This is a genomic window from Macellibacteroides fermentans (assembly GCF_013409575.1).
Classification (GTDB): domain Bacteria; phylum Bacteroidota; class Bacteroidia; order Bacteroidales; family Tannerellaceae; genus Macellibacteroides; species Macellibacteroides fermentans.
Genome location: NZ_JACCCY010000003.1, coordinates 365273 through 386243, shown reverse-complemented (window position 1 = coordinate 386243; position 20971 = coordinate 365273). Strand labels below are relative to the sequence as shown.

The following is a 20971-nucleotide window of genomic DNA, read 5'->3' as shown; positions in this document are numbered from 1 at the left end:
CGGCTGTCTGTTGTTAGAATGGATAGCCGATGGCCAGATGCAGTCCCAGCCCATCTTTAAATCTGGGAATGTTATAATATCCTTTCTTTCCAGTCTCGTAAGGAGTATGTAAGGCGATACCCAGGTCGAGCCGCAGCACAAGGAATTCCAGGTCGTACCGGATACCTGCTCCGGTTCCCAATGCAATGTCGTTTAAAAAGTTTGCCGAGTTAATTAATCCCCCGGGGCGTGCTTCGTCGCTCCGAAGCAGCCAGATATTCCCTGCATCCAGAAAAACAGCACCATGCAGGTTTTCGATCATGCGGAAACGGTATTCGATATTTGCTTCCAGTTTAACATCGCCCGTCTGGTCGATGTAGGAATAGGGATTGTCTATATTGGGACGGAAACGTCCGGGACCGATACTCCTAACCGTAAATGCTCTGATGCTGTTTGCCCCACCGATGTAGAATTGTTCGCTATAGGGGGCGATTGTGGCATTGCCGTAGCTGTAGATGAAACCGCCCATCAACCGCATGGCAAGCCGCTGATTCCGGTCTATTTCATGAGTCACTCTTATTTCGCTGGTAAGTTTGATAAACTGGGCATACGGATTACCCAGGATCGTTTTCCCTTTCGTAAAGCTCTTCCCCGCCAGGGCGTTTATTCCCGAAAGGATATTCCCTGCGGAGGTGATACTGCTTTCCCACCACAATTGGTTTTTCCCCTCTTTAATCATTGCATTGTCGTAGGTGTAGGTATAGCTCATAGCCGGAATGAATTGATTCTTCAAACTAAGGTATAAGGCCGGATTGGCAGCAGTGATGGAATCGAACTCATGCGTGGTGCTCTGCAACAGATTATAGGTTAGTCTGAAGGGAACCAACGTATGTTTGCTGGATGCCGTTGGCTGAAAACTATAGGAAGCACTTCCTCCAAAGGCCAGTAATTTAAAGAAGCGCGACCGGTTGAGCTGGTCGGCATACAATTTGAACGTAGTATTGGCCGGATAGTCGTATATCTTATGTTGGAAGCCGGGGAAAATGATCCGGGGAAAGGTAAGAGTACCCGAGAGTCCCAGTTCATAGCTGTTGATGGAGTTGCTGGCTCCGTTTACCCGGTTGCCGGTCTGCCATTCGTAAGACCCGCGAAGCGTTATTCCCAACACTTCGCCTCCTTTGAAAAGATTCCGGCGGGTAAGGCTGACTACGGCACCCGGACCTGCCTGATTATTGCTTTTAGAGGTAACATTCAGTTCAAGTTCTCCGTCCAGCGGAAGTTCATACATGGCATTTATACGCAGGTTCAGCGTATCGCAGGCTAATGAAGTATCCTTGGGCGTATATTGCATATCGGTATATTGGAAAATGGATAGCCTGTTTAAAGCCGACTGAGTTTTCTCCTGTACGGACTGTTTATAAAGATCCCCTTTTCTAAAGAAGAGTCGGTTGTAAAGTATACGCGGACGAACCCGCAGTTTGCCTTCGTAATAGATCATCAGATCTTTGTACAAGATGGAATCGGTGGGAGTCTCTCCATCGTATCCGTTCAAACTGTAGGAAATATTGCCCACATGCCAGGGGCGTACAGCGGTGGCAGGCAGACCCGGCTTACTGATAACCTTTAATCCTACCCTGCCCGGATAATTTAAGGTGTCTGCCTGATAGGCTATAAAATCGGGACGGAAATAGTAGTACCCCTTGTTTCTCATGATCGATGCCAGCCGCTGTCTCTCTTCTTCCAGCTTGATCACACTGAAATTGTCGTTAGGACGGATAGCCCTTTCTGCTAAAGTCTGCCGGACGATCGAATCGGCTTTGGGTGAGATAGAGGTATAGATTACGGTATCTATCTTATAGGGCTGCCGCATGTCTATCTGATAACTCACTTTAGCTTTCAGGGAGTCTTTTTTGTCGGGCAAAACAGAATAGGAGGCGGTGCCGTTGAAATACCCGTATTCACGCAACAAGTTTTGCACTACCTTGGTTCGTACATCCGGGCTTACAGTAGAGATAAGAACCGGTTTTGCGGCCAGTTTATTAAATATCCATTTGCTGAATTTGCTTTTCTTATTTACAAATCCGTTGTAAATCCACAATCCAAAGGGAAACGGAGTACGTAAAGACGAGCTTCCAAAGATGGCATTGTTGGGAGGATAAGCCAATGCGGCTTCAATCTCTTCGAGCGCAGCCTGTCCGGCCTTGGTGGAGTCTTCGTTCTGAATAGCTATCTTTCGGATTCCGGTGTACAGAACTTCACCATCCGGAAGATTCCGGGTGGTGGAGCAAGCGGATAACAGAATTATAACCATAAGCAGGCTTGCCCAACGAAACAGAGATGTATTATTGATTTGATTCATCATTCGCATTGTTTTCATTTACAGGGGTTATCTTTTTGGGTTTCCTAAAAATAAAGAACTCACCTATATGTTTCATTTTTCTTCTCAACACAATACCGGCCCCGGTTTCGGTAATCTCTCCTTCCAGAATACTTTCGTAGTTCTTGTTGTGGAACAATTTCACATACCGGGTTCCGCTATTATCCAAACGATATTCAAATGAGATATTGTCGATAAAAGTCTGATTCTGTTCCGGTACATTTCCGGTTGAAATTCGTCCCCCCAGCACCACCCGGATACGGTCGTTATAGAACCGTTTGGCAAAGCGGAAAGAATAATCGGTTCGCTTTTCGCCGGTTTCTTCCTCACTGCTTTCAACTCCCAAAGAAATATCTACTGTCTTAAGTGCCGAACCAGCCAGGTTTGTAATTTCCTTTTGCAGGAAACTGTTTAAGGCAGCCCCCATATTCATGTTTACTTTTCCGGTCCCGCTGCCGCTCCCCAGGTACATCCCTGTTACAAGCATGCTTACCGCCTGCTTGCTGCGTTCCTCTTCACCCATTGCACTCAGCTGATTCTGCATGGTCAGATCTTCCGGAGCATTCAACGTAAATTCGAGTTGCATGTCGCTCATACGTTGTTTCAGCGAGATTCCCACATCGAAATTTACCTGCCGGGGAGTCTGTTCATTCAGTGTTACTGCCGTACGCACCCTTTCGGTAGCTTGTAAGTTAAGAACCGGATTCATCGGATCGCCATTCCATTCCACATAGCTGTCCTCCTTGATGGTAAACTTCTTTTTGGGAATTACCGGCAACGTATAGAGGATACTTCCTCCGGACAGGGTATATCTCCCATTTAAAAACATATCCCCCTGAGGCGTATATTGAAAATAAAGATCACCACCTCCTTCCAGCTCAATCCTGCTTTCCTGATCCGCACTCAGGTCGGCCTGCAACCGTACGGCCGGATCAATATGTATGGTAAGGAGCATATCCATTCCTCCCAGTTGTAACGGAGGAATCTCCTCCATGCGATCCGTATACAAAGTATCGGTGAAGGAGGTGAATGTAACCAGATCCGACAGGCGGTCCTGAACCGTGAGGGGTGAATCCTTAAGCACATAGGTAAGATCCGTATTACCCAATAGCTGAAGATTCCCGCGCATGGTAATTGCATCCAATGGTCCCCGTAAAGTAGAATTGAGGTTTACAAACAATTTGCCATAGACCAGGCTCTCCTTGTTCCGTTTAACATCTACCAATTGCAGGTTATCAGCATTTAATTTCAGGTTAGCCAGTACCCGGGCCGGGTCGGAGAAGTTGATATCCCCGTTAATAACAAATGGATTTTTTCCGTATGCGTACAGGTTGTAATTGTTGAACAGAAGCTTGTTGTTCCCAATTTCCAGTTTCTTATTGTCGAAACGGTAAGTCGATCCTGCTGCTACTACGAATACAGAAGCTGAATCCATCTGCAGGAATCCGGCCGCTTTGGGATCGGAGGCACGTCCTTTAATGTCCAGGTTTCCCTGCAGAAAACCCTGCATACGGGCCATTCCGTCGGGAATAAATGGATTGGCCATTTCAAGGGGGAAGTCTGTTATATTGATGGCCCCCGAAACGCTGTCCCGCACCCCCGCCTGATAAAATGCAGTGGCGGAGGAGATCTCTTTCCGGTCTCGCAGGAAGTGGATATCCACCTGATGGCTGTTTTCTGACATAGGAAGGTACACCGCTGATAACTGCATTTCGCCTACTCGTTTATTTTCATAAAACAGCTCGTCTATCCCGGCATCGGCAATCAGCATAAAGGTATTATCCGTTGGAGCATATTGGATATCCGCACTAACGATCCCTCCCATTGAAGGGGCGTTTGGTATATTAGCCGAAAGCAGACTCAGGTCAAGCTGACTTATTTCTGCGTGCATTTCTTGCAGAGCTCCGCTATCAGGCACCGAGTGCAACCAGATGGATGCATTCTGTTCGCCGGTCAGCCGAAGATTGGCCGACATGTTCTTAAGATCCTTATAACGGAGGTAATTATCCTCATTCAGAGTGAATCTGCGAAAGGCTATAATAGGGTGGTCCGGATAAAGCCTGGCAGAAATAAATCCTTCTTTTTCCAGTCGGGCTTCAGTGCCCAGGTGAAGGCCTACCTTGCCGTCGCCATCGGTTACATGAACCAAAGCGTTTACCTCATTTTTCCGGATATGGCCATCCAGGATGCCGTTATAAGCCTTTCTCCAACGGGTCCGGTTCAGTTTTACCTCCCCTTTCAACTTTAATCCGGATGTATCTTCAAACGACTCGATCCGGAGGGTATCCACCATTAATGTGTCTTGTTGGAATTTATGCATGGCTATGTTGACCGACAAGCCCTGAGCGGGAGATGTTGCTGCAGTAAATGAAGTCTCGTTGAATTTTATTTTCTGCAAGGCAAGCAGATCCTGAATAGGATTCTGTTTTCCAATGAATCCCTGTATGTTTACATTGGGTAACAGCGGACGTAAAACGGTAAGATCGAGCTCTTGCTGTTCGTATTGATTCATAAGTCTTTCTGTAATCAGAGAAAGGGAAGCCGACAGCTTTGTGGCACCCTGATCGCTGTTTAACTTCATGAACGCATCTCCGGCAGTTATCTCAAAATAGGTGCTGTCGTGGGTGGTTCCTGCCTCGAACCGGGTATCCTGGGGGTAGTAAGTTTTTTCTTCGCCCGATAGCTCCCATTGAGTGAGCCTGCCTGTCAGATGGAGGATCTCATTAAGGTTACTGCTTGCATTTGCCTCGAAGCGAAAAGCGGTGCTTAACGGAACGTCTACCAGATGCAGACGGTACAGGTTTAGATGCTCTACTTGTGCATCCAGATTCATTTCGGCTTTCTTTCTTTGTAGAATCCCGGAGACAGATGTCTTTAATAACGCTAAAGGATAGCCGCTTTCCAGCTGCAATTCATAGGCATGGTTCTTTAAACGTCCATTTAACTGAATTTCCGAAACAGAGTTTCTGCCATATTTAATATCTGAAATGGTTGCCTGCAGAAGAGAGCTGGTGCGGGCAGAATATAAATCAAAACCTTTCCCTTTTATTGCGGCCGAAGCTGTAAGCCAGTAAAGGGAATCTTTAGGCATGAAATGGTTGGGTTGCAGACTATCGATTGAGACGGTTATCTGGTAGTCTTCCGACTGGCTCTGATAGGATCCATCCAGTTTAACAAGGGCTTTATCCTCCTTAAAAGTAAGATTCGTTTTATAAGCATCCTTTTTGAAAGATACTTCTCCTTTGAGTTCCATCCCATACGGAAGCTCCAGCATGTCTCGTTGTTTTTTATCCAACATGCCGAGTATAAACTCCAGGTTGTAAGAACGGGCATCGATGCGGAAGCTTCCCTGCCGCTGCAGACTGTCGGCAATCTGAATCAGCGTTCCGGATGCATCCATTTTAAAAGCACCCGCAAGCTCAGCTTTAAACCCACGCAACTCCAACTTATCTAAATTCCCTTCGATACCGGCTGTTACCGAAACCGGACGGTTCGGGTAATAGGTCTTGAAATCTTTGGGCAGGTCACCGGCTGCGAGCATCAGATCTCCTTTGCCGATGGATGCAATCAGCAGACTTCGGATGGACCCTTCGGCCTTTTCATCCAGCGAACTCCAGGGTGCACTTACCAGAAGCTGCATTTCAGAGTAGGGAGTCTTAAGTTGAAGATTCGGTATTTCCAGTTGCTTCCCGTCGCTCAGAATACTTCCTTCCAGAGAAGAGAGCTTCAACCCGGATTGTTCTGAAAATGAAAACCGGCGGATATTGATGCCGAATACCTTGTCTTCAAAAGAAAGAGAATCTGCTTCAAACTCCAGACTGTCAATTGCGATATGGTTGGGATCCAGTCCCGCTTTTCTTCCTAACGTATCATTGTCCAACGAGAAAGTTCCCTCCGTAAGTTGAATCTTGCGGGCCGAATAACCTGATCGTCCCAGATCGATCCATCCTTTTGAAAGCAACGCATGGTTCATTCCTCCGCGCATACGGACGGTATCACCCGGAAGTAGAATATCCAGGTTTACCTTATTCAGCACAACCTCGTCAAGCGCAATTTTCCAGTTAAGCGGAGCAGAGGTGGAATCCTTCTCTTCCGCAACTGAATCCATCCGGATAGAAAGCTGCGTATCAGATAATTCCATCGAGTTGAAGGTTGCCATCTCCTTAGTCAGATCGATATGATCTGCCTTGGCATGGAAACGGCCTAATTGTCCGTCAATCTGCAACCCTTCGATAAAGTCGCCCGAGTGAATCTGACCTCCTTTCAAATCAACAGCATCCACTACAACCTTGCTTTTCAGCAAAGGGAGCAATTTAACCCTGACCTCGAGGGACTGAAGTTTAAGCAGGGTGTCTGCCGGAGTGCGCAAGGCCAAAACATCCTGAATGGTAAGGTTGAGGGGAAACGACAGGCGCACCTTCGCAATGCGGATATCAATGCCCGTCGAGGTTGAAGCATAGGCTACAATCTTATTCCGGGCAAAGTCCTGAATGGGAGGGAAGTACAAGAGTACAGACAATAAAAGGATGAGTGCCAGTGGCACCAAGAAAGCAATACCTATCCATTTCATCCATCTCTTCATACGCTGGTACTCCTATTGATCAGAAACAAAGTTATTAAAAAATAGGAAATATCATACCCTTATTTCCCGGTTTTAATAACAATGGCTCCGTTGGCACCCATCGCTCCATATTGTGTGGCGTCTTTCAATACGGTTATCTCTTCAATATCCTGAATCGGAATGGTACGCATAATTCCGGAATCTTGCATCGGGATACCGTTAACCACAATCAGTGCATTGGACGAGCTGTTAAAAGAAGCACCGCCGCGTATGCGAACCGCTCCGCTATTCTGAACCATTACACCGGATAACCTTCTGAGCAGACAGTAGATATCCTGACAACGGGTTTTAAGTATCTCTTCCTTGTTTAATGTGGAAGAACTGATCATCTTCTTACTTTCCCGCTCCAATACTTTTTTAAGATTCTCGTCCGGTTCATAGCGATGGTCTACTTCGAAAGATCCTTCCTTAAGCTGGATGGTAAGAAAAGTATAACCCGATACCGGAACTTTCACCGTTTTGCCGGTCTTGTTCATCTCCACGTATAAGGTATCCTGCAGATTGGCATCGGCAAATACAAATACCCCGTTTTTATCAGTCTTGACAGTCGTACCGGGTGAACTTCCTAAACGTACTTCGTAGCGTTTGATGGCTTTTTCTTTGGAATCTCTTAATACCCCGCTAAGCGTATCACTCTGGGCAATCAGAAAATGAGAGGAAAGAATTGAAAAGATTGAGATTAATAAGGTTGTTTTCATATGAATAAGATTTTAAAATGGATAGGGCAGAAAATATAGCATGTTTAATGGTTCGCCAATGGCGCAGATCGTTGCAAATAGGTTTGTTTCATGTTGTTATAGTATTTAAACAGTTGTCTTACAAATATATATAATTATTGATTAATACGTAAGGTTTATAAGATAATTTTATAAAAAAGTTTGTGTATCTCTCTTTTTCTCTATCTTTGCAGTCGAATGATGGTGTAACGAAGCATGTTCATGTTTCGTTAGTAAAAGGGAATCCGGTGCAATACCGGAGCTGTACCCGCAGCTGTAAGCTCAAGAAAACCTCGGTCTACCATTGCCACTGTCCGCCTGCGGACGGGAAGGCTACCGAACTAAGGGAGCAAGCCAGAAAACCTGCCGCAATTCTTAATACCGATGCTTCGGGTGAAGGTGTCGTAAACGAAATTTTTATGCTGAATAAACAAGTGAAAGTATCTTTTTGGGCAGGACTGTTTTGTCTTGTTTCCAACAACGGATTGATTGCCCAGCAAGACTCCCTGGTACTACGCCACCGTAATCTGAACGAGGTTGAGGTGGTAGAGAAGGTGCGTCCCGCCGTAACGCGGGAAGGCACGCCGGTGCAGATGCTGAATAAAAGCGACATGCTTCGTCTGGGAGTGCAGGAATTATCGGAAGCTGTAAAACGTTTTTCGGGAGTAACGATCAAAGACTATGGAGGTGTTGGAGGGTTGAAGACCGTTTCCGTTCGTAGTCTGGGTGCCCAGCATACAGCGATAAGCTACGACGGTATTACCATTAGTGACGCACAAAGCGGACAGGTGGATATCAGCCGCTTTTCGTTGGATAACGTAGAGCAGGTTCTGCTTTCAATCGGACAGGCAGACGATATCTTCCAAACGGCCCGGATATATGCTTCCGCAGGAGCTTTGCAGATTGAAACATCGCACCCACTGTTTGACGATAAGAAGTATACGCTTGAAGGTCAGCTTAAAGCGGGCTCTTTCGGATATTTCAATCCCTCATTCAGATACGGACAAAAGGTGGGATCCAAAGTTGCTGTTACCATGCATGGCGATTGGCTTACGGCCGATGGCGACTATCCCTTTACATTGGTTAACGGAACCCTGCGGGAAGAGCAAAAGAGACTGAACAGCGACATCAATTCCTGGAGAGGGGAGGCCAACGTATATGCAGATCTGCAGCATGCCGGCCGGTTACAGGTGAAGGCTTACTACTTTGATTCGGAACGAGGCCTTCCGGGATCGGTCAGCCTGTACAATCCGCAGGCGCGCGAACGTTTGTGGGACAGAAATTTCTTTACGCAGACAAGGTACGAGAATAAAATAGGAGAGTATTTGTCGGTTAAAGGTTTGTTGAAGTTCAATCATGCATACAACCGATACCTCGACATAAATAATAAATATGCCGGGGGGAGACAAGACGACCGCTATACGCAGAAAGAATATTATGCATCAGGAGCATTGAAATATGTGCCTGCAGATGTTCTCAGTTTTTCTTTTGCTTCCGACTTCTTTGTTAATACCCTGGATGCAACCATTCCCGAAAGTCCCTACCCAACACGGTATACATCGCTCTCAGTGCTGGCAGCCCAATACCAGGATGCACGTATTACGCTTACCGGAAGTTTGCTGGGAACCTATATCACGGAGAGGGTGAAGACCGGCGACCGACCGGCAGACCGTAAACGGATCTCTCCGGCACTAAGTGGATCGTGGCGGATATGGGAAGAGAAGAATATCCGTGTTAGAGCCTCCATTAAAGATATTTTCAGGGTACCCACCTTCAATGACCTGTATTACCTGCGTATAGGAAATACCGGATTAAGGCCGGAACGTGCTACGCAGTACAATGTGGGGCTTACCTGGAGTGGAAAGCCTTTCAGCGCCTTGGATTACCTCCGGTTTTCGGCCGATGGGTATTATAACCGGGTTAGTGATAAAATTGTGGTGATACCCTCTTTGGCTTTTGCCAGAATGATGAATTTCGGGGAGGTATCCATTAAAGGATTGGATTTAAATCTAGAGGCAGGCATGCCGGTTTCCAATAAACTTTCGTTCCAGCTTGCCGGAACCTATACCTGGCAGAAGGCGGTTGATATAACCGATCCGGCCAAGAAGAATTATAAACATCAGATTCCTTACACTCCGGAACATTCGGGTACAGCCTCTCTTACTGCCGAAACTCCCTGGATTAATGTAGGCTATATGCTTACGGCCGTGGGAAATCGTTACGCTCTACCCCAGAATATCCGCGAAAACCGGATCGATGGCTATATTGAACAGGGCATTTCGGCCAACCGTACCTTCAAACTGGGTAAGGCATCCCTGCGTTTACAAGGCGAAATTATTAACCTGGGTGATATCAATTACGAGGTTATTAAATATTATCCCATGCCCGGGCGATCTTTCCGGGTTTCACTTAAAATAAACTATTAATCGTATTAAAACGTATAGAAATGAAGAAGATTGAATTATTGTTAGGATGGTTGTTTAGTGCTGCTTTCCTTTTTACACTGACCTCTTGCGAAAGTGACGACCAACCTGTTGTGGTTGAAATTCCCGAACAGACAGAGGGTGTGTTTGTACTAAACAGAGGTAACTTCAAAGAAAATAATGCCTCCATATCTTATTTTGATACAGAGAGTAAAACCGTTGTGTCGGATCTGTTTTCTACCTTAAACGGACGTAAGCTGGGTGATTCGGCCCAGGAATTGTTGGTCTACGGAGGTAAGATGTATACAACGGTATACGGCTCTTATCAGATTGAGGTGATGGATAAGAAAGGAAATTCGTTGAAGACGATTACATCCAAAAATACAGATGATTCCTATCACCAGCCGCGTTGCATGGCTTCCGGTAATGGAAAAGTGTATGTTACCTTTTATGATGGCTACGTGGGGATGGTAGATACCACAAGCCTGGAGGTGACAAAAATAGCACCGGTGGGTTTAAATCCGGAACAGCTTACCCTGGTAAATAATAAAATTTATGTGGCGGTATCGGAAGGGATGGCTTCTACTCCCGGAACCAAAGTGGCCGTACTTGACGCCACAACATTAGCAGAGATAACAAAGATTGATGTGTTAATGAATCCGACGGAGATTCTATCGGATAGCCAGGGGGATGTATATGTAATTTCGATGGGAGATTATGGCAATACATTGAATAATACATTACAGCGTATCGATAAGCAGACCCAGAAGTCTACAGTCTTGATGGAGGCTACCACCATGACAATGAAGAATGATACGCTTTATGCTATTAATGCTCTTTGGGGTAAACCTGTGACCGATTATATCAAGTATGATTGCAAGAACGAGTCTGTGATAACAACTAATTTCCTGAAAGATGCTATTACCTATCCGGTAGGTGCAAATCCATCTTGCTTGGCTGTTGATCCTGTAACAGGAAATATCTATATCGGGGTTAGCGATTTTAAAACAAACTCAGACATGCATATTTTCTCTCCGGAAGGAAAACTGCTGCATAAGTTTGAAGTAGGATTAGAGCCAAAATCCATTGCTTTTATTTCAAATAAATAGGTAAATTGGCGTCTTGAAAAAGATCCGTCCAAGTATGATGCATATGAAACAACATGTAGTTTATATCCTTTTGCTCCTTTCCATTTTTACTTCCTGTTCATCGGGAAGTAAGAAGGGAGGGGTTGCAGCGTCCTATTCGGACACCATTCGCTACGCTGCAGGTTTTACGGTTAAACATTATCCGTCTTACCGGGAAGTGGAGGTGCGCGATCCGTGGGATTCAAGCAAGATACTTCAACGGTATATCCTGGTAGACCGGACCAAGGATGTTCCGTCTGATCTTCCGCAGGGAGTGGTGGTTCGTGTACCCGTGAAACGGTTGGCTGTTTACAGTTCTGTACATTGCTCTATGCTGGAACAGCTGCAGGTTGCCAACGAAGTGGTGGGTGTCTGCGAGCCTCGTTACATAGACAGTCCGATTATTCAAAAAGGGATTCAGGCAGGAACGGTAGCCGATTTAGGCGAAGCTACCTCCCCCAATGTGGAGAAGATGATCGACATCAATGTAGAGGCGATTCTGGTTTCTCCGTTTGAAAACGCAGGGTATGGTCCGGCCGAGAAGCTGGGACTCCCAATCATTGAATGTGCCGATTACATGGAGGCCACCCCTTTGGGCCGGGCGGAATGGATTCGTTTCGTTGCTTTATTCTTTGAAAAAGAGGAGGCTGCCCAACGGATCTTCAATGATACCGAAAAGGCTTATCTGGATATAAAGCAGCTGGCGGCAGGGGTGACTTCAAGACCTACCGTGTTGTCTGAAAAGAAATTTGGAGCATCCTGGTTTGTTCCCTGCGGAGACAGTTATATGGCTACCTTGTATGCCGATGCCGGCGCCGATTATATGTTTGCCGATTTGCCCGGTTCAGGCAGTAAACCATTGTCGTTCGAAACCGTACTGGATAAGGCAATGCATGCCGATTACTGGCTGATTAAATTCAATCTGGCCGATGATATGAATTATCAGGCATTTCAGACGGAATACAAACCGTATGCCTCCTTCGATGCATTCAAGAATAAAAAGATCTATTACACCAATACAGGAAAGGTTCCCTACTACGAGGAGGTGCCGATGCATCCCGATTATCTGTTAAAAGATTTGGTTTGGATATTTCATCCTGAATTATTGCCAGGGTACAAGCCAAGGTATTTCAGCCGGATGATGGATTAATTTAGACCGTTCCCCTTTTGTTTAAGCAGAATAATCGTATAGTATAACCGGTTTCAAAACGAACAGCTAATCGTTGGACCATGGTCCAACGATATCTCAACCATGGTCCAACGATATGTTGACCTAGGTCCAACGAAAAAACAACCATGGTCCAACGAATAGATCTATACCGGCAATTTTGTTAAGTTCCTATAGTAAAGCAATAAAATAAGGGAGACAAACCGTTCGTATCGGTATTGTCTCCCTTTTTAATTGGATGAAAGTCCGGCTTATTAATATTCCTGCCAGCTCTTTATCTTGATATCTTCCATCTTCATACTGGTAAATGCTTTTATAAAGGCTCCTGCCAGACGGGCATTTGTAAGCAACGGAATATTGTGATCGATGGCAGCGCGTCTGATCTTATAGCCGTTGGTTAGCTCCCTGCGGCTGTGATCTTTGGGGATATTCACCACCAGGTCGAAGGCATGCTGACTAAACATTTCCATCACGTTGTTCTCTCCCTCTTCGTCGGGCCAGGAAACCGTGGTTACATTCACTCCGTTATCGCGAAGGAAGCTGGCTGTTCCTGCAGTAGCATACAGGTTGTATCCGTTTTTATCAAGCAATTTGCAAGGTTCAAGCAGGTCTACTTTACTTTTAACGCCACCAGATGATACCATGATATTCTTTTGAGGAATGGTATTGCCTACCGCAATCATGGACGAAAGCAACGCTTCATCGAAATCTTCGCCGATACAACCTACTTCACCGGTAGAAGACATGTCCACACCCAGCACCGGGTCTGCGTTATGCAAACGCGAGAAGGAGAACTGAGAGGCCTTTACCCCGATCCAGTCAATATCGAAAGCCGATTTATCAGGTTGGGTATAGGGTGCGTTAAGCATAATCTTGGTCGCTGTTTCGATAAAGTTACGTTTCAGCACCTTAGAAACAAACGGGAAGCTGCGTGATGCACGGAGGTTACATTCGATAACCTTAATCTCGTTGTTCTTTGCCAGATACTGGATATTGAAAGGTCCGCTGATGTTAAGCTCCTTGGCAATCATCTTACTTACCTTCTTAATGCGGCGCGCTGTTTCGAAGTATATTTTTTGAGCCGGGAAAACCAGTGTGGCATCTCCGGAGTGTACTCCGGCAAACTCCACATGTTCCGAGATAGCGTATTCAACTACTTCGCCGTTCTGGGCTACAGCGTCGAATTCTATCTCTTTGGCATCCTGAAGGAATTCGGTTACTACAACCGGATATTCTTTCGATACTTTAGCAGCCAGCTTAAGGAAGGTCTCAACTTGCTCGCGGGTGTGACAAACATTCATGGCAGCACCAGACAGTACGTACGAAGGACGGATAAGCACAGGGAAGCCAACCTTTTCGATAAAGGCATCAATTTCGCCTTCGCTGGTCAGCTCACCCCAGATTGGCTGATCGATACCCAGGTGGTCGAGCATAGCCGAGAATTTATGACGATTTTCGGCCCGGTCGATTGAAAGCGGCGATGTTCCCAATACAGGTACATTCTGTCGGTGCAGCTTCATGGCCAGGTTGTTGGGGATTTGTCCGCCCACAGATACAATAACACCTCTTGGCGTTTCCAGGTCGATTACATCCAATACACGTTCCATGGAAAGTTCGTCGAAATATAGCTTGTCGCACATGTCGTAATCCGTCGAAACCGTTTCAGGGTTGTAATTGATCATGATCGACTTATAGCCAAGGTTACGGGCGGTTTGTGCCGCATTAACCGAACACCAGTCGAATTCTACCGAGCTACCGATACGGTATGCACCCGATCCTAAGATAACCACATTCTTATCGTTCGGGTAGTAAGGGATAGCATGATCAGATCCGTCGTAGGTCAGGTACAGGTAATTGGTAAGGTCCGGATGTTCAGACGCAATCGTGTTGATACGTTTTACACTGGGAAGAATACCCAGTTTTTTACGACAGGCACGTACCTTAAGGTTCTCTTTCTCCATGTTACCCTGCGGTTTTTCTACAAAACGGGCAATCTGGAAATCCGAGAATCCCAATCGTTTTGCCTCACGTAAAACCTCTGCAGGAACCTCTTCTATTTTGTGGTAGCTTTCCAATACCTTCCGGTAATCGTCGATATTTTTCAGCTTGTTAAGGAACCATGGGTTGATTTTGGATAATTCGTATATGCGATCTACTGTATATCCTTTTTCGAAAGCTTTTGCAATGGCAAAAATACGTAAATCGGTAGGGTTGGCCAGTTCTTCATCCAGGTCGTCGAACTCCAGATCATTATTGCCTACAAAACCATGCATACCTTGTCCGATCATACGAAGACCTTTCTGCATGATCTCTTCAAAACTCTGCCCGATAGACATGATTTCACCCACAGATTTCATGCTTGAACCGATCTGACGCGATACACCTTCAAATTTGGTAAGGTCCCAGCGCGGAATCTTTACAATCATATAGTCAACTTCCGGAGCTTTGTAAGCAGAATTGGGAGTTCCCATCTCGCCTATTTCATCCAGGCTATAGCCTAATGCCAGTTTGGCTGCCACAAAAGCAAGCGGGTAACCACTGGCTTTGGATGCCAGTGCCGATGAACGGCTGAGGCGGGCATTTACTTCAATTACACGGTAGTCGTTCGTATAAGAATTGAACGCATACTGGATGTTACATTCTCCCACAATACCCAAGTGACGGATTGTCTTGGTTGAAATCTCCTTAAGCATGGTCAGCTCGTCTTCCGTAAGCGAACAGGTTGGGGCAACCACGATACTTTCGCCGGTATGAACACCCAGAGGGTCTACATTTTCCATGCTTACTACAGTAAAGCAATGGTCTTTACGGTCGCGGATCACTTCAAACTCAATCTCTTTCCATCCTTTGAGCGATTCTTCCACCAGAATTTGTTTAGAGTAGGCAAAAGCACTTTCCGCTAGGTTGCGCAACTCTGTTTCGTTGGCGCAAATACCACTACCCATTCCTCCCAATGCATAAGCAGAGCGTATCATCACCGGAAATCCTATCTTGTAGGCGGCTGCAACTGCATCCGCCATGCTTTCCACAGCCTGACTAACCGGAGTTTTTACCTCTACTTCGTCCAACTTCTTAACAAACAGGTCGCGGTCTTCAGTATACATGATCGCCTCAACGGAAGTACCTAAAACCTGTACACCGTATTTAGCCAACGTACCGCTCAGGTAAAGTTCGGTTCCGCAATTCAAGGCCGTTTGTCCCCCGAAAGCCAGCAGAATACCATCCGGTTGCTCTTTCTTTATAACCTCTTCCACAAAATAAGGGGTGATAGGCAGAAAGTAAACCTTGTCGGCAATACCTTCGGATGTCTGAATTGTTGCGATGTTTGGGTTCAGCAATACTGTATAGATGCCCTCTTCTTTGAGCGCCTTGAGTGCCTGTGAACCTGAGTAGTCAAATTCGCCTGCCTGTCCGATTTTAAGGGCGCCCGAGCCCAGTACAATTACTTTTTTTAGTCCGCTTTTAGCCATTGTAATTGGATTGTTTTGTTTATGAATATATTATTATAGAATGTTCTGTTCGTTTAAAAACAAAAAAAATGCGTTAGTAAAAGTAACTAACGCATGCTATATAAACAAGTTATATTTCCAAAAATAAAGAAATGACCGGTATCGTCTAACAGGTAACCCGAAAAATAGGATGGATTGTCCTTGTATGTTATATCGTTCATGTCTTATCTGTATCTAAAATTTCTGCAAAGGTATTACTTTAATGGATATGAGTCAACCTTTTTTACAAATACTCTGTAAAATTTGCTAACTTTGCCCTTCGAATTTAAAGAATATAAAACGTAGAAACAAGATATGGAAACAGTAGTAAGTGGCATCAGGCCAACTGGAAACCTGCACTTGGGGAACTATTTCGGTGCAGTAAAAAGTTTTCTGCAGATGCAGAATGAGTATAATTGCTTTTTCTTTATCGCAGACTGGCATTCGCTGACTACCCATCCGCATCCCGACAATATTGTTAGTGGTGTAAGGAAGATTTTGGCAGAATACCTGGCTTGTGGTATTGATCCCGAAAAGGCAACCATTTATGTTCAAAGCGATGTTCGCGAGGTGTTGGAGCTCTATCTTTATCTGAATATGAATGCTTATCTGGGAGAGTTGGAACGCACGACGTCATTCAAGGATAAGGCCCGTCAACAGCCGGAAAATGTAAATGCCGGGTTGCTTACATATCCAACGCTGATGGCTTCTGATATTATTATCCATAAGGCAGCTAAGGTGCCCGTTGGAAAAGACCAGGAGCAGAATATGGAGATGGCCCGTAAGTTTGCTCGCAGATTCAATACGTTCTACGGAGTGGATTATTTCCCTGAACCCGCCTCATTCTCTTTGTCGAACAAAGCAGTGAAAGTTCCCGGACTTGATGGTTCAGGAAAGATGGGTAAGTCAGAAGGAAACGCAATTTACCTGATCGACGATGAGAAGACAATTAAGAAGAAGGTAATGAAGGCGGTTACCGATGCAGGCCCAACGGTTCCAAACAGTGAGAAGCCGGAGCCTGTCGAGAACCTGTTTACCATGATGGAGATTGTTTCCTCGCAGGATACATATAACTATTTCAACGAAAAGTATGCCAACTGCGAAATTCGATATGGAGATATGAAGAAGCAGCTGGCCGAAGATATTAACCTGTTCTGTTCTCCTATCCGCGAGCGTATCCTTGATATCGCAGCCAATACGGATTATATGGAGAAGGTGGCACGCCAGGGAGCTGAAAAGGCACGCGAAAGTGCAGCCAAAACGATACAGGATGTACGCCGGATTATAGGTTTCAAGGCTTACTAACAAGTAATCAGATCTAATATATAGCGAAGATGTACCTGAAGAAAGGTATCTCTTCGCTTTTTATTTCATCTGTTTTACAAAACAATACAGGGTTATCCCGTTGTTTTACTACAAGATACGATACAATGGATATGGAAGGATTTGCTGGGAAATATGTTTTTGTAACCGGTGGAGCTAAAGGCATCGGCCGGGCTATTGTCTGTATGTTTGCAAAGGCCGGAGCCAAAGTTGCCTTTTGTGATTATGATAAAGAGGCAGGCGACCAGTTAAGCTCCGAGTTGTCCAATACTGTTTTGTTTTATAAAGTGGATGTTACCGACGAAAACCGGCTGTTGGGGGTGATGGATCTATTGTTTCAGCGCTGGGGTACCCTGGATATTATCATTAATAACGTGGGGATAAGTCAGTTTTCTCCTCTCACAGAAACAACGTTGGAGCAGTTTGACCGGATATTGGCTACCAATCTGCGACCCGTATTTATCACCTCGCAGGCGTTGGCTGTACAACGGAATACGCCGGAGGGAAAGAAACGCTACGGACGTATCGTTAATATAGCCTCTACACGCTACCTGATGAGTGAGCCGGGTTCCGAAGGATATGCTGCCTCTAAAGGAGGGATTGTCTCTTTAACTCATGCGCTTGCAATCTCTTTCAGCGAATATGCAATCACTGTAAATTCAATAAGTCCCGGATGGATTCAGCATACAGCTTACGAAATGTTGTCGGATGCCGATCATAAGCAGCATCCTTCGGGCAGGGTAGGGACGCCCGATGATATTGCGCGGACCTGTATTTTCTTGTGTGCTCCTGAAAACGATTTTATTAATGGACAGAATGTAGTCGTTGACGGAGGGATGACTAAAAAGATGATTTATCTGGATTGATTCATCGTTATAAATCCTTTTGCTGTAACAACTCCTGAATCGTTTTATGTAATACCTCCTTTTTGATCGGTTTGGATAGGTATGAATTGAATCCACTCTCAAGGATGCGTTGTTCATCCTCTCCAAATGCAAAAGCCGTCACCGCAATTACAGGGATGTTATTGTCTGTTTCCCTGATAATCCTAACAGCTTCGTAGCCATCCATTTCAGGCATTTTTATATCCATCAGAATTAAATCGGGATTTATCTCGGAAAAAAACTTTACAGCTTCTTTTCCGTCTTTTGCATGAAAGATGCGGTATTGCTTCAGCATTGCTTCATAAAGCCGGAAATTACTCTCATTATCTTCTGCTATCAACAGCGTATTTTTCTTTTCGGTTGATTCGGAAGCCGCTTTGGGAGCTATCGTGATCGGATCTGTTTTCCTAACAGGTTCGTAGGGTAATGTGAACCAGAAAGTAGAACCTTTACCCTTTTCTGAGTTTACACCGATTGTTCCTCCTAAACGCTCAACAATCATCTGGCAGATGGAGAGCCCAAGTCCCGTTCCCTGCGAGAAACTGTTTAATTTTACAAAGCGTTGAAATACCTTTTGAGCCTCTTTCTCACTAAAGCCACACCCTGTATCGGTTACATAAAAGTAAATTTCATTATCGTACACCCTGTAGCCAAAGGTGATGCTGCCTTCTGTGGTGAATTTAATAGCATTGTTTATGAAATTGGTAATAACCTGCAATACCCGGTTTTTGTCTGTTTTAATTATACAATGCGGTTGTTTTTCAATAAAGGATAGCTGTACCTGCCGGTCAACTTTCAGCTTGTAACTTCCCTCGATTTCCGAGAGAAGATTATTTATATTTACTTCAGTCTTGATAAACTCGAGCGTGCCGGCTTCAATTTTGGCCAAGTCGAGTATGTCGTTGATAAGTTGTAGCAAGACTTCGTTGTTGCTGTTTATAATATGCACGTATTCGTCTTTGTCCTGTTGGTCTGCTGCCGAGGCGAGAAGTCCTGAAAATCCAACAATGGCATTGAGGGGAGTCCGTATTTCATGACTCATGTTGGCTAGAAATGCTGACTTTAAGCGATCCGACTCTTCTGCATGTTCTTTAGCTTCGCGAAGTTCGTTCTCGATACGTTTCTGTTCTGTTACGTCTTCGGCCTTCACCACTACGCCGGTTACATTGTTTTTTTTATCCAGTATCGGATTAGCCAGAATACGGACATATTTTTTTTTCTGGTATTCGTTTGTGACCTCTGCCATCTCTTTGGTATGTATGGCTCTGGTAACCGGACAATTCGGACAGAAGTCTTCGAGTGAACCGGACGAGAGGCAGCTGTATTTCTTGCCATTGATAGAACGGCAGTAAAAGGGCACCTGATTACTCCATTTAACGGTATACTGAGGGGTTACAAACTTAATGGAGGATTTGATGTTGTTCAGAATGATCAGGTTGTCTTTTTCCACGTCCAGCAAGTGATCTTTCAGATTTTTATTCCGAATGTAAAAATAGAGTCCGGTAAAACAAAATATAACCAGCAATATGGTTATCACAACCAGAATCTCATATTTATAGCGGATGAGAGGAGATATGCTTTCTCCTTCAAATACAGAAAACTCGGGTAAAACCTCTCGGGAGATATTCATCTCCTTCAGTTTATTTACCTCAAATTTGTATATATTGGGAATGGTAATCTTCTTTAATTCATTATCCGTATTCTTACGGCTAAGAGTCTGCATGACTTCTTGTGCAAGATCTGCCCCCTGATTACGATATTGAGGAATATGTCCGCCCATTGCCCAATGTCCGAGTCCCACTGATGTGATTGTGAAGGCCGGAATGTGAGGATTGGCAGACATCATGCTGTAAGTTGCATTCCCTATATAGTAACCTTCACTTATGTCTACCCGCCAGGTTCCTAACAGGATGGCGGTGTTGGGTGGAAACTCCTGTATTTGTTTACTTATCTCGTATATATTGTTTTTTCGCCCGTCTAGTCTGATCAATGTCAGTTCCGGATGTTTTTTGAATTCCTGAACTACGATGGATTGGAGTGCCAGGCCTCCAAAGCTGTTATCTGTAACCAATGCTATGTTTTTAGTTTCCGGATACAGTCTTTTTATCAGGTCAATATTCTTTTCAATATTGTATTCGTAAAAGATGCCGTGTATGGGCTGGCTATGCTCGAGTTTATCAATATAAAAAGCTTCGGGTTCCCAAATGTTTACGGAAGGGATGGAGTCGGGAAGCAAGAGGGTGTTACTGCTAACCATTCCGCAGACCAATGGAGTTTCCCTGAATTCGGAAGGATTTACAGATAGATACGATGCCCAGGCTTCCTGCCCCAGGATTACGATTGCGGATGGCTTATTCTCTTCGCTGTATTTAGAAAGAATTCCAGTCATCCGGCTTTTCCAGCTATTAGCCTCTGGCAGGCTTTTGCAGTTCATGTTTTCAATAACAATCTGCTGCTTGCCGCCAAGTTTGTGGTAGGCATCAGCAAAGGTGGTGATACATTGCGTTGTATTCCGGGTATCAGGGTTATAAGAGCTGATAATTAGAATCGGATTTTCTGCCTTTGCAAATGATTGAAAAGGAATGGCTATCCCTATACACAATATAAAGACACGCAGGAATAAGAGAATCGTATGCAAGGGAGGCAGATAATTTTTCATTTCAGGGAACAGATTGCTTATCAGTCAGATTACTTCTCCGGACAAATATAAAGAATAATTAGATTTTTCAATGTCATCCGGTGCTGAAAATATAAGGTTGTGTGGATAACGGTTTCGTGTAGACAAAAAAAGAGCCTTTCTTCACAGAAAAGCTTTTCTTTTAACAAGATCAACTAATAGAAAAACATCTTGTTCTCATCATTATC

10 protein-coding genes and 1 riboswitch are annotated in these 20971 nt (G+C 44.9%); of the genes, 5 read left to right on the top strand and 5 right to left on the bottom strand.

Annotated features, from left to right (window positions below; all coding sequences use genetic code 11):
- Window positions 1–13: 13 nt before the first annotated feature.
- The 3 genes from tamL to F5613_RS11015 are packed head-to-tail and all read right to left on the bottom strand — an operon-like array spanning window position 14 to window position 7675.
- A complete protein-coding gene (tamL, locus tag F5613_RS11025; protein WP_394353466.1) occupies window positions 14–2356 on the bottom strand; it encodes a translocation and assembly module lipoprotein TamL in 2343 nt (780 codons plus the stop codon).
- The gene (locus tag F5613_RS11020) at window positions 2322–6938 is read right to left on the bottom strand and encodes a translocation/assembly module TamB domain-containing protein (protein ID WP_179399791.1); all 4617 of its coding nucleotides are present in this window, start codon (window positions 6936–6938) and stop codon (window positions 2322–2324) included. Before F5613_RS11020 ends, tamL begins: the two co-directional genes overlap by 35 nt.
- A 59-nt stretch (window positions 6939–6997) precedes the next feature.
- Window positions 6998–7675, bottom strand: a complete 678-nt coding sequence (locus F5613_RS11015; protein ID WP_068184593.1) for a TonB-dependent receptor plug domain-containing protein — start codon at window positions 7673–7675, stop codon at window positions 6998–7000.
- Between the two features lie 203 nt (window positions 7676–7878).
- Window positions 7879–8078: riboswitch (cobalamin riboswitch) on the top strand.
- Window positions 8079–8112: 34 nt separating this feature from the next.
- Between F5613_RS11015 and F5613_RS11010 the strand changes: the two genes are divergently transcribed.
- Genes F5613_RS11010 through F5613_RS11000 form a run of 3 tightly spaced genes read left to right on the top strand, consistent with a single transcriptional unit; the run spans window position 8113 to window position 12393 of the window.
- Window positions 8113–10119, top strand: a complete 2007-nt coding sequence (locus F5613_RS11010; RefSeq protein ID WP_179399790.1) for a TonB-dependent receptor plug domain-containing protein — start codon at window positions 8113–8115, stop codon at window positions 10117–10119.
- Window positions 10120–10139: 20 nt separating this feature from the next.
- The gene (locus F5613_RS11005) at window positions 10140–11225 is read left to right on the top strand and encodes a DUF5074 domain-containing protein (RefSeq protein ID WP_179399789.1); all 1086 of its coding nucleotides are present in this window, start codon (window positions 10140–10142) and stop codon (window positions 11223–11225) included.
- A gap of 43 nt (window positions 11226–11268) precedes the next feature.
- Entirely contained in the window at window positions 11269–12393 is a 1125-nt protein-coding gene (locus F5613_RS11000; protein WP_068184630.1) for an ABC transporter substrate-binding protein, read from the top strand.
- Window positions 12394–12665: 272 nt separating this feature from the next.
- Here the strand turns inward: F5613_RS11000 and carB are convergent, their stop codons facing one another.
- Window positions 12666–15881, bottom strand: a complete 3216-nt coding sequence (gene carB, locus F5613_RS10995; RefSeq protein ID WP_179399788.1) for a carbamoyl-phosphate synthase (glutamine-hydrolyzing) large subunit — start codon at window positions 15879–15881, stop codon at window positions 12666–12668.
- Window positions 15882–16214: 333 nt separating this feature from the next.
- Here carB and trpS point away from each other — a divergent pair, with 333 nt between their 5' ends.
- Both trpS and F5613_RS10985 read left to right on the top strand, forming a co-directional pair.
- Entirely contained in the window at window positions 16215–17204 is a 990-nt protein-coding gene (trpS, locus tag F5613_RS10990; protein WP_068184585.1) for a tryptophan--tRNA ligase, read from the top strand.
- A 125-nt stretch (window positions 17205–17329) separates the two neighbouring features.
- On the top strand, window positions 17330–18088 hold the full coding sequence (locus tag F5613_RS10985) for an SDR family NAD(P)-dependent oxidoreductase (RefSeq protein WP_179400021.1): 759 nt from the start codon (window positions 17330–17332) through the stop codon (window positions 18086–18088).
- Between the two features lie 7 nt (window positions 18089–18095).
- On the opposite strand, the gene F5613_RS10980 is transcribed toward F5613_RS10985, so the two are convergent.
- Window positions 18096–20765 carry an ATP-binding protein gene (locus tag F5613_RS10980; protein WP_179399787.1) on the bottom strand — a complete coding sequence of 890 codons (2670 nt, stop codon included), beginning with the start codon at window positions 20763–20765 and terminating at the stop codon, window positions 18096–18098.
- Window positions 20766–20971: the final 206 nt, after the last annotated feature.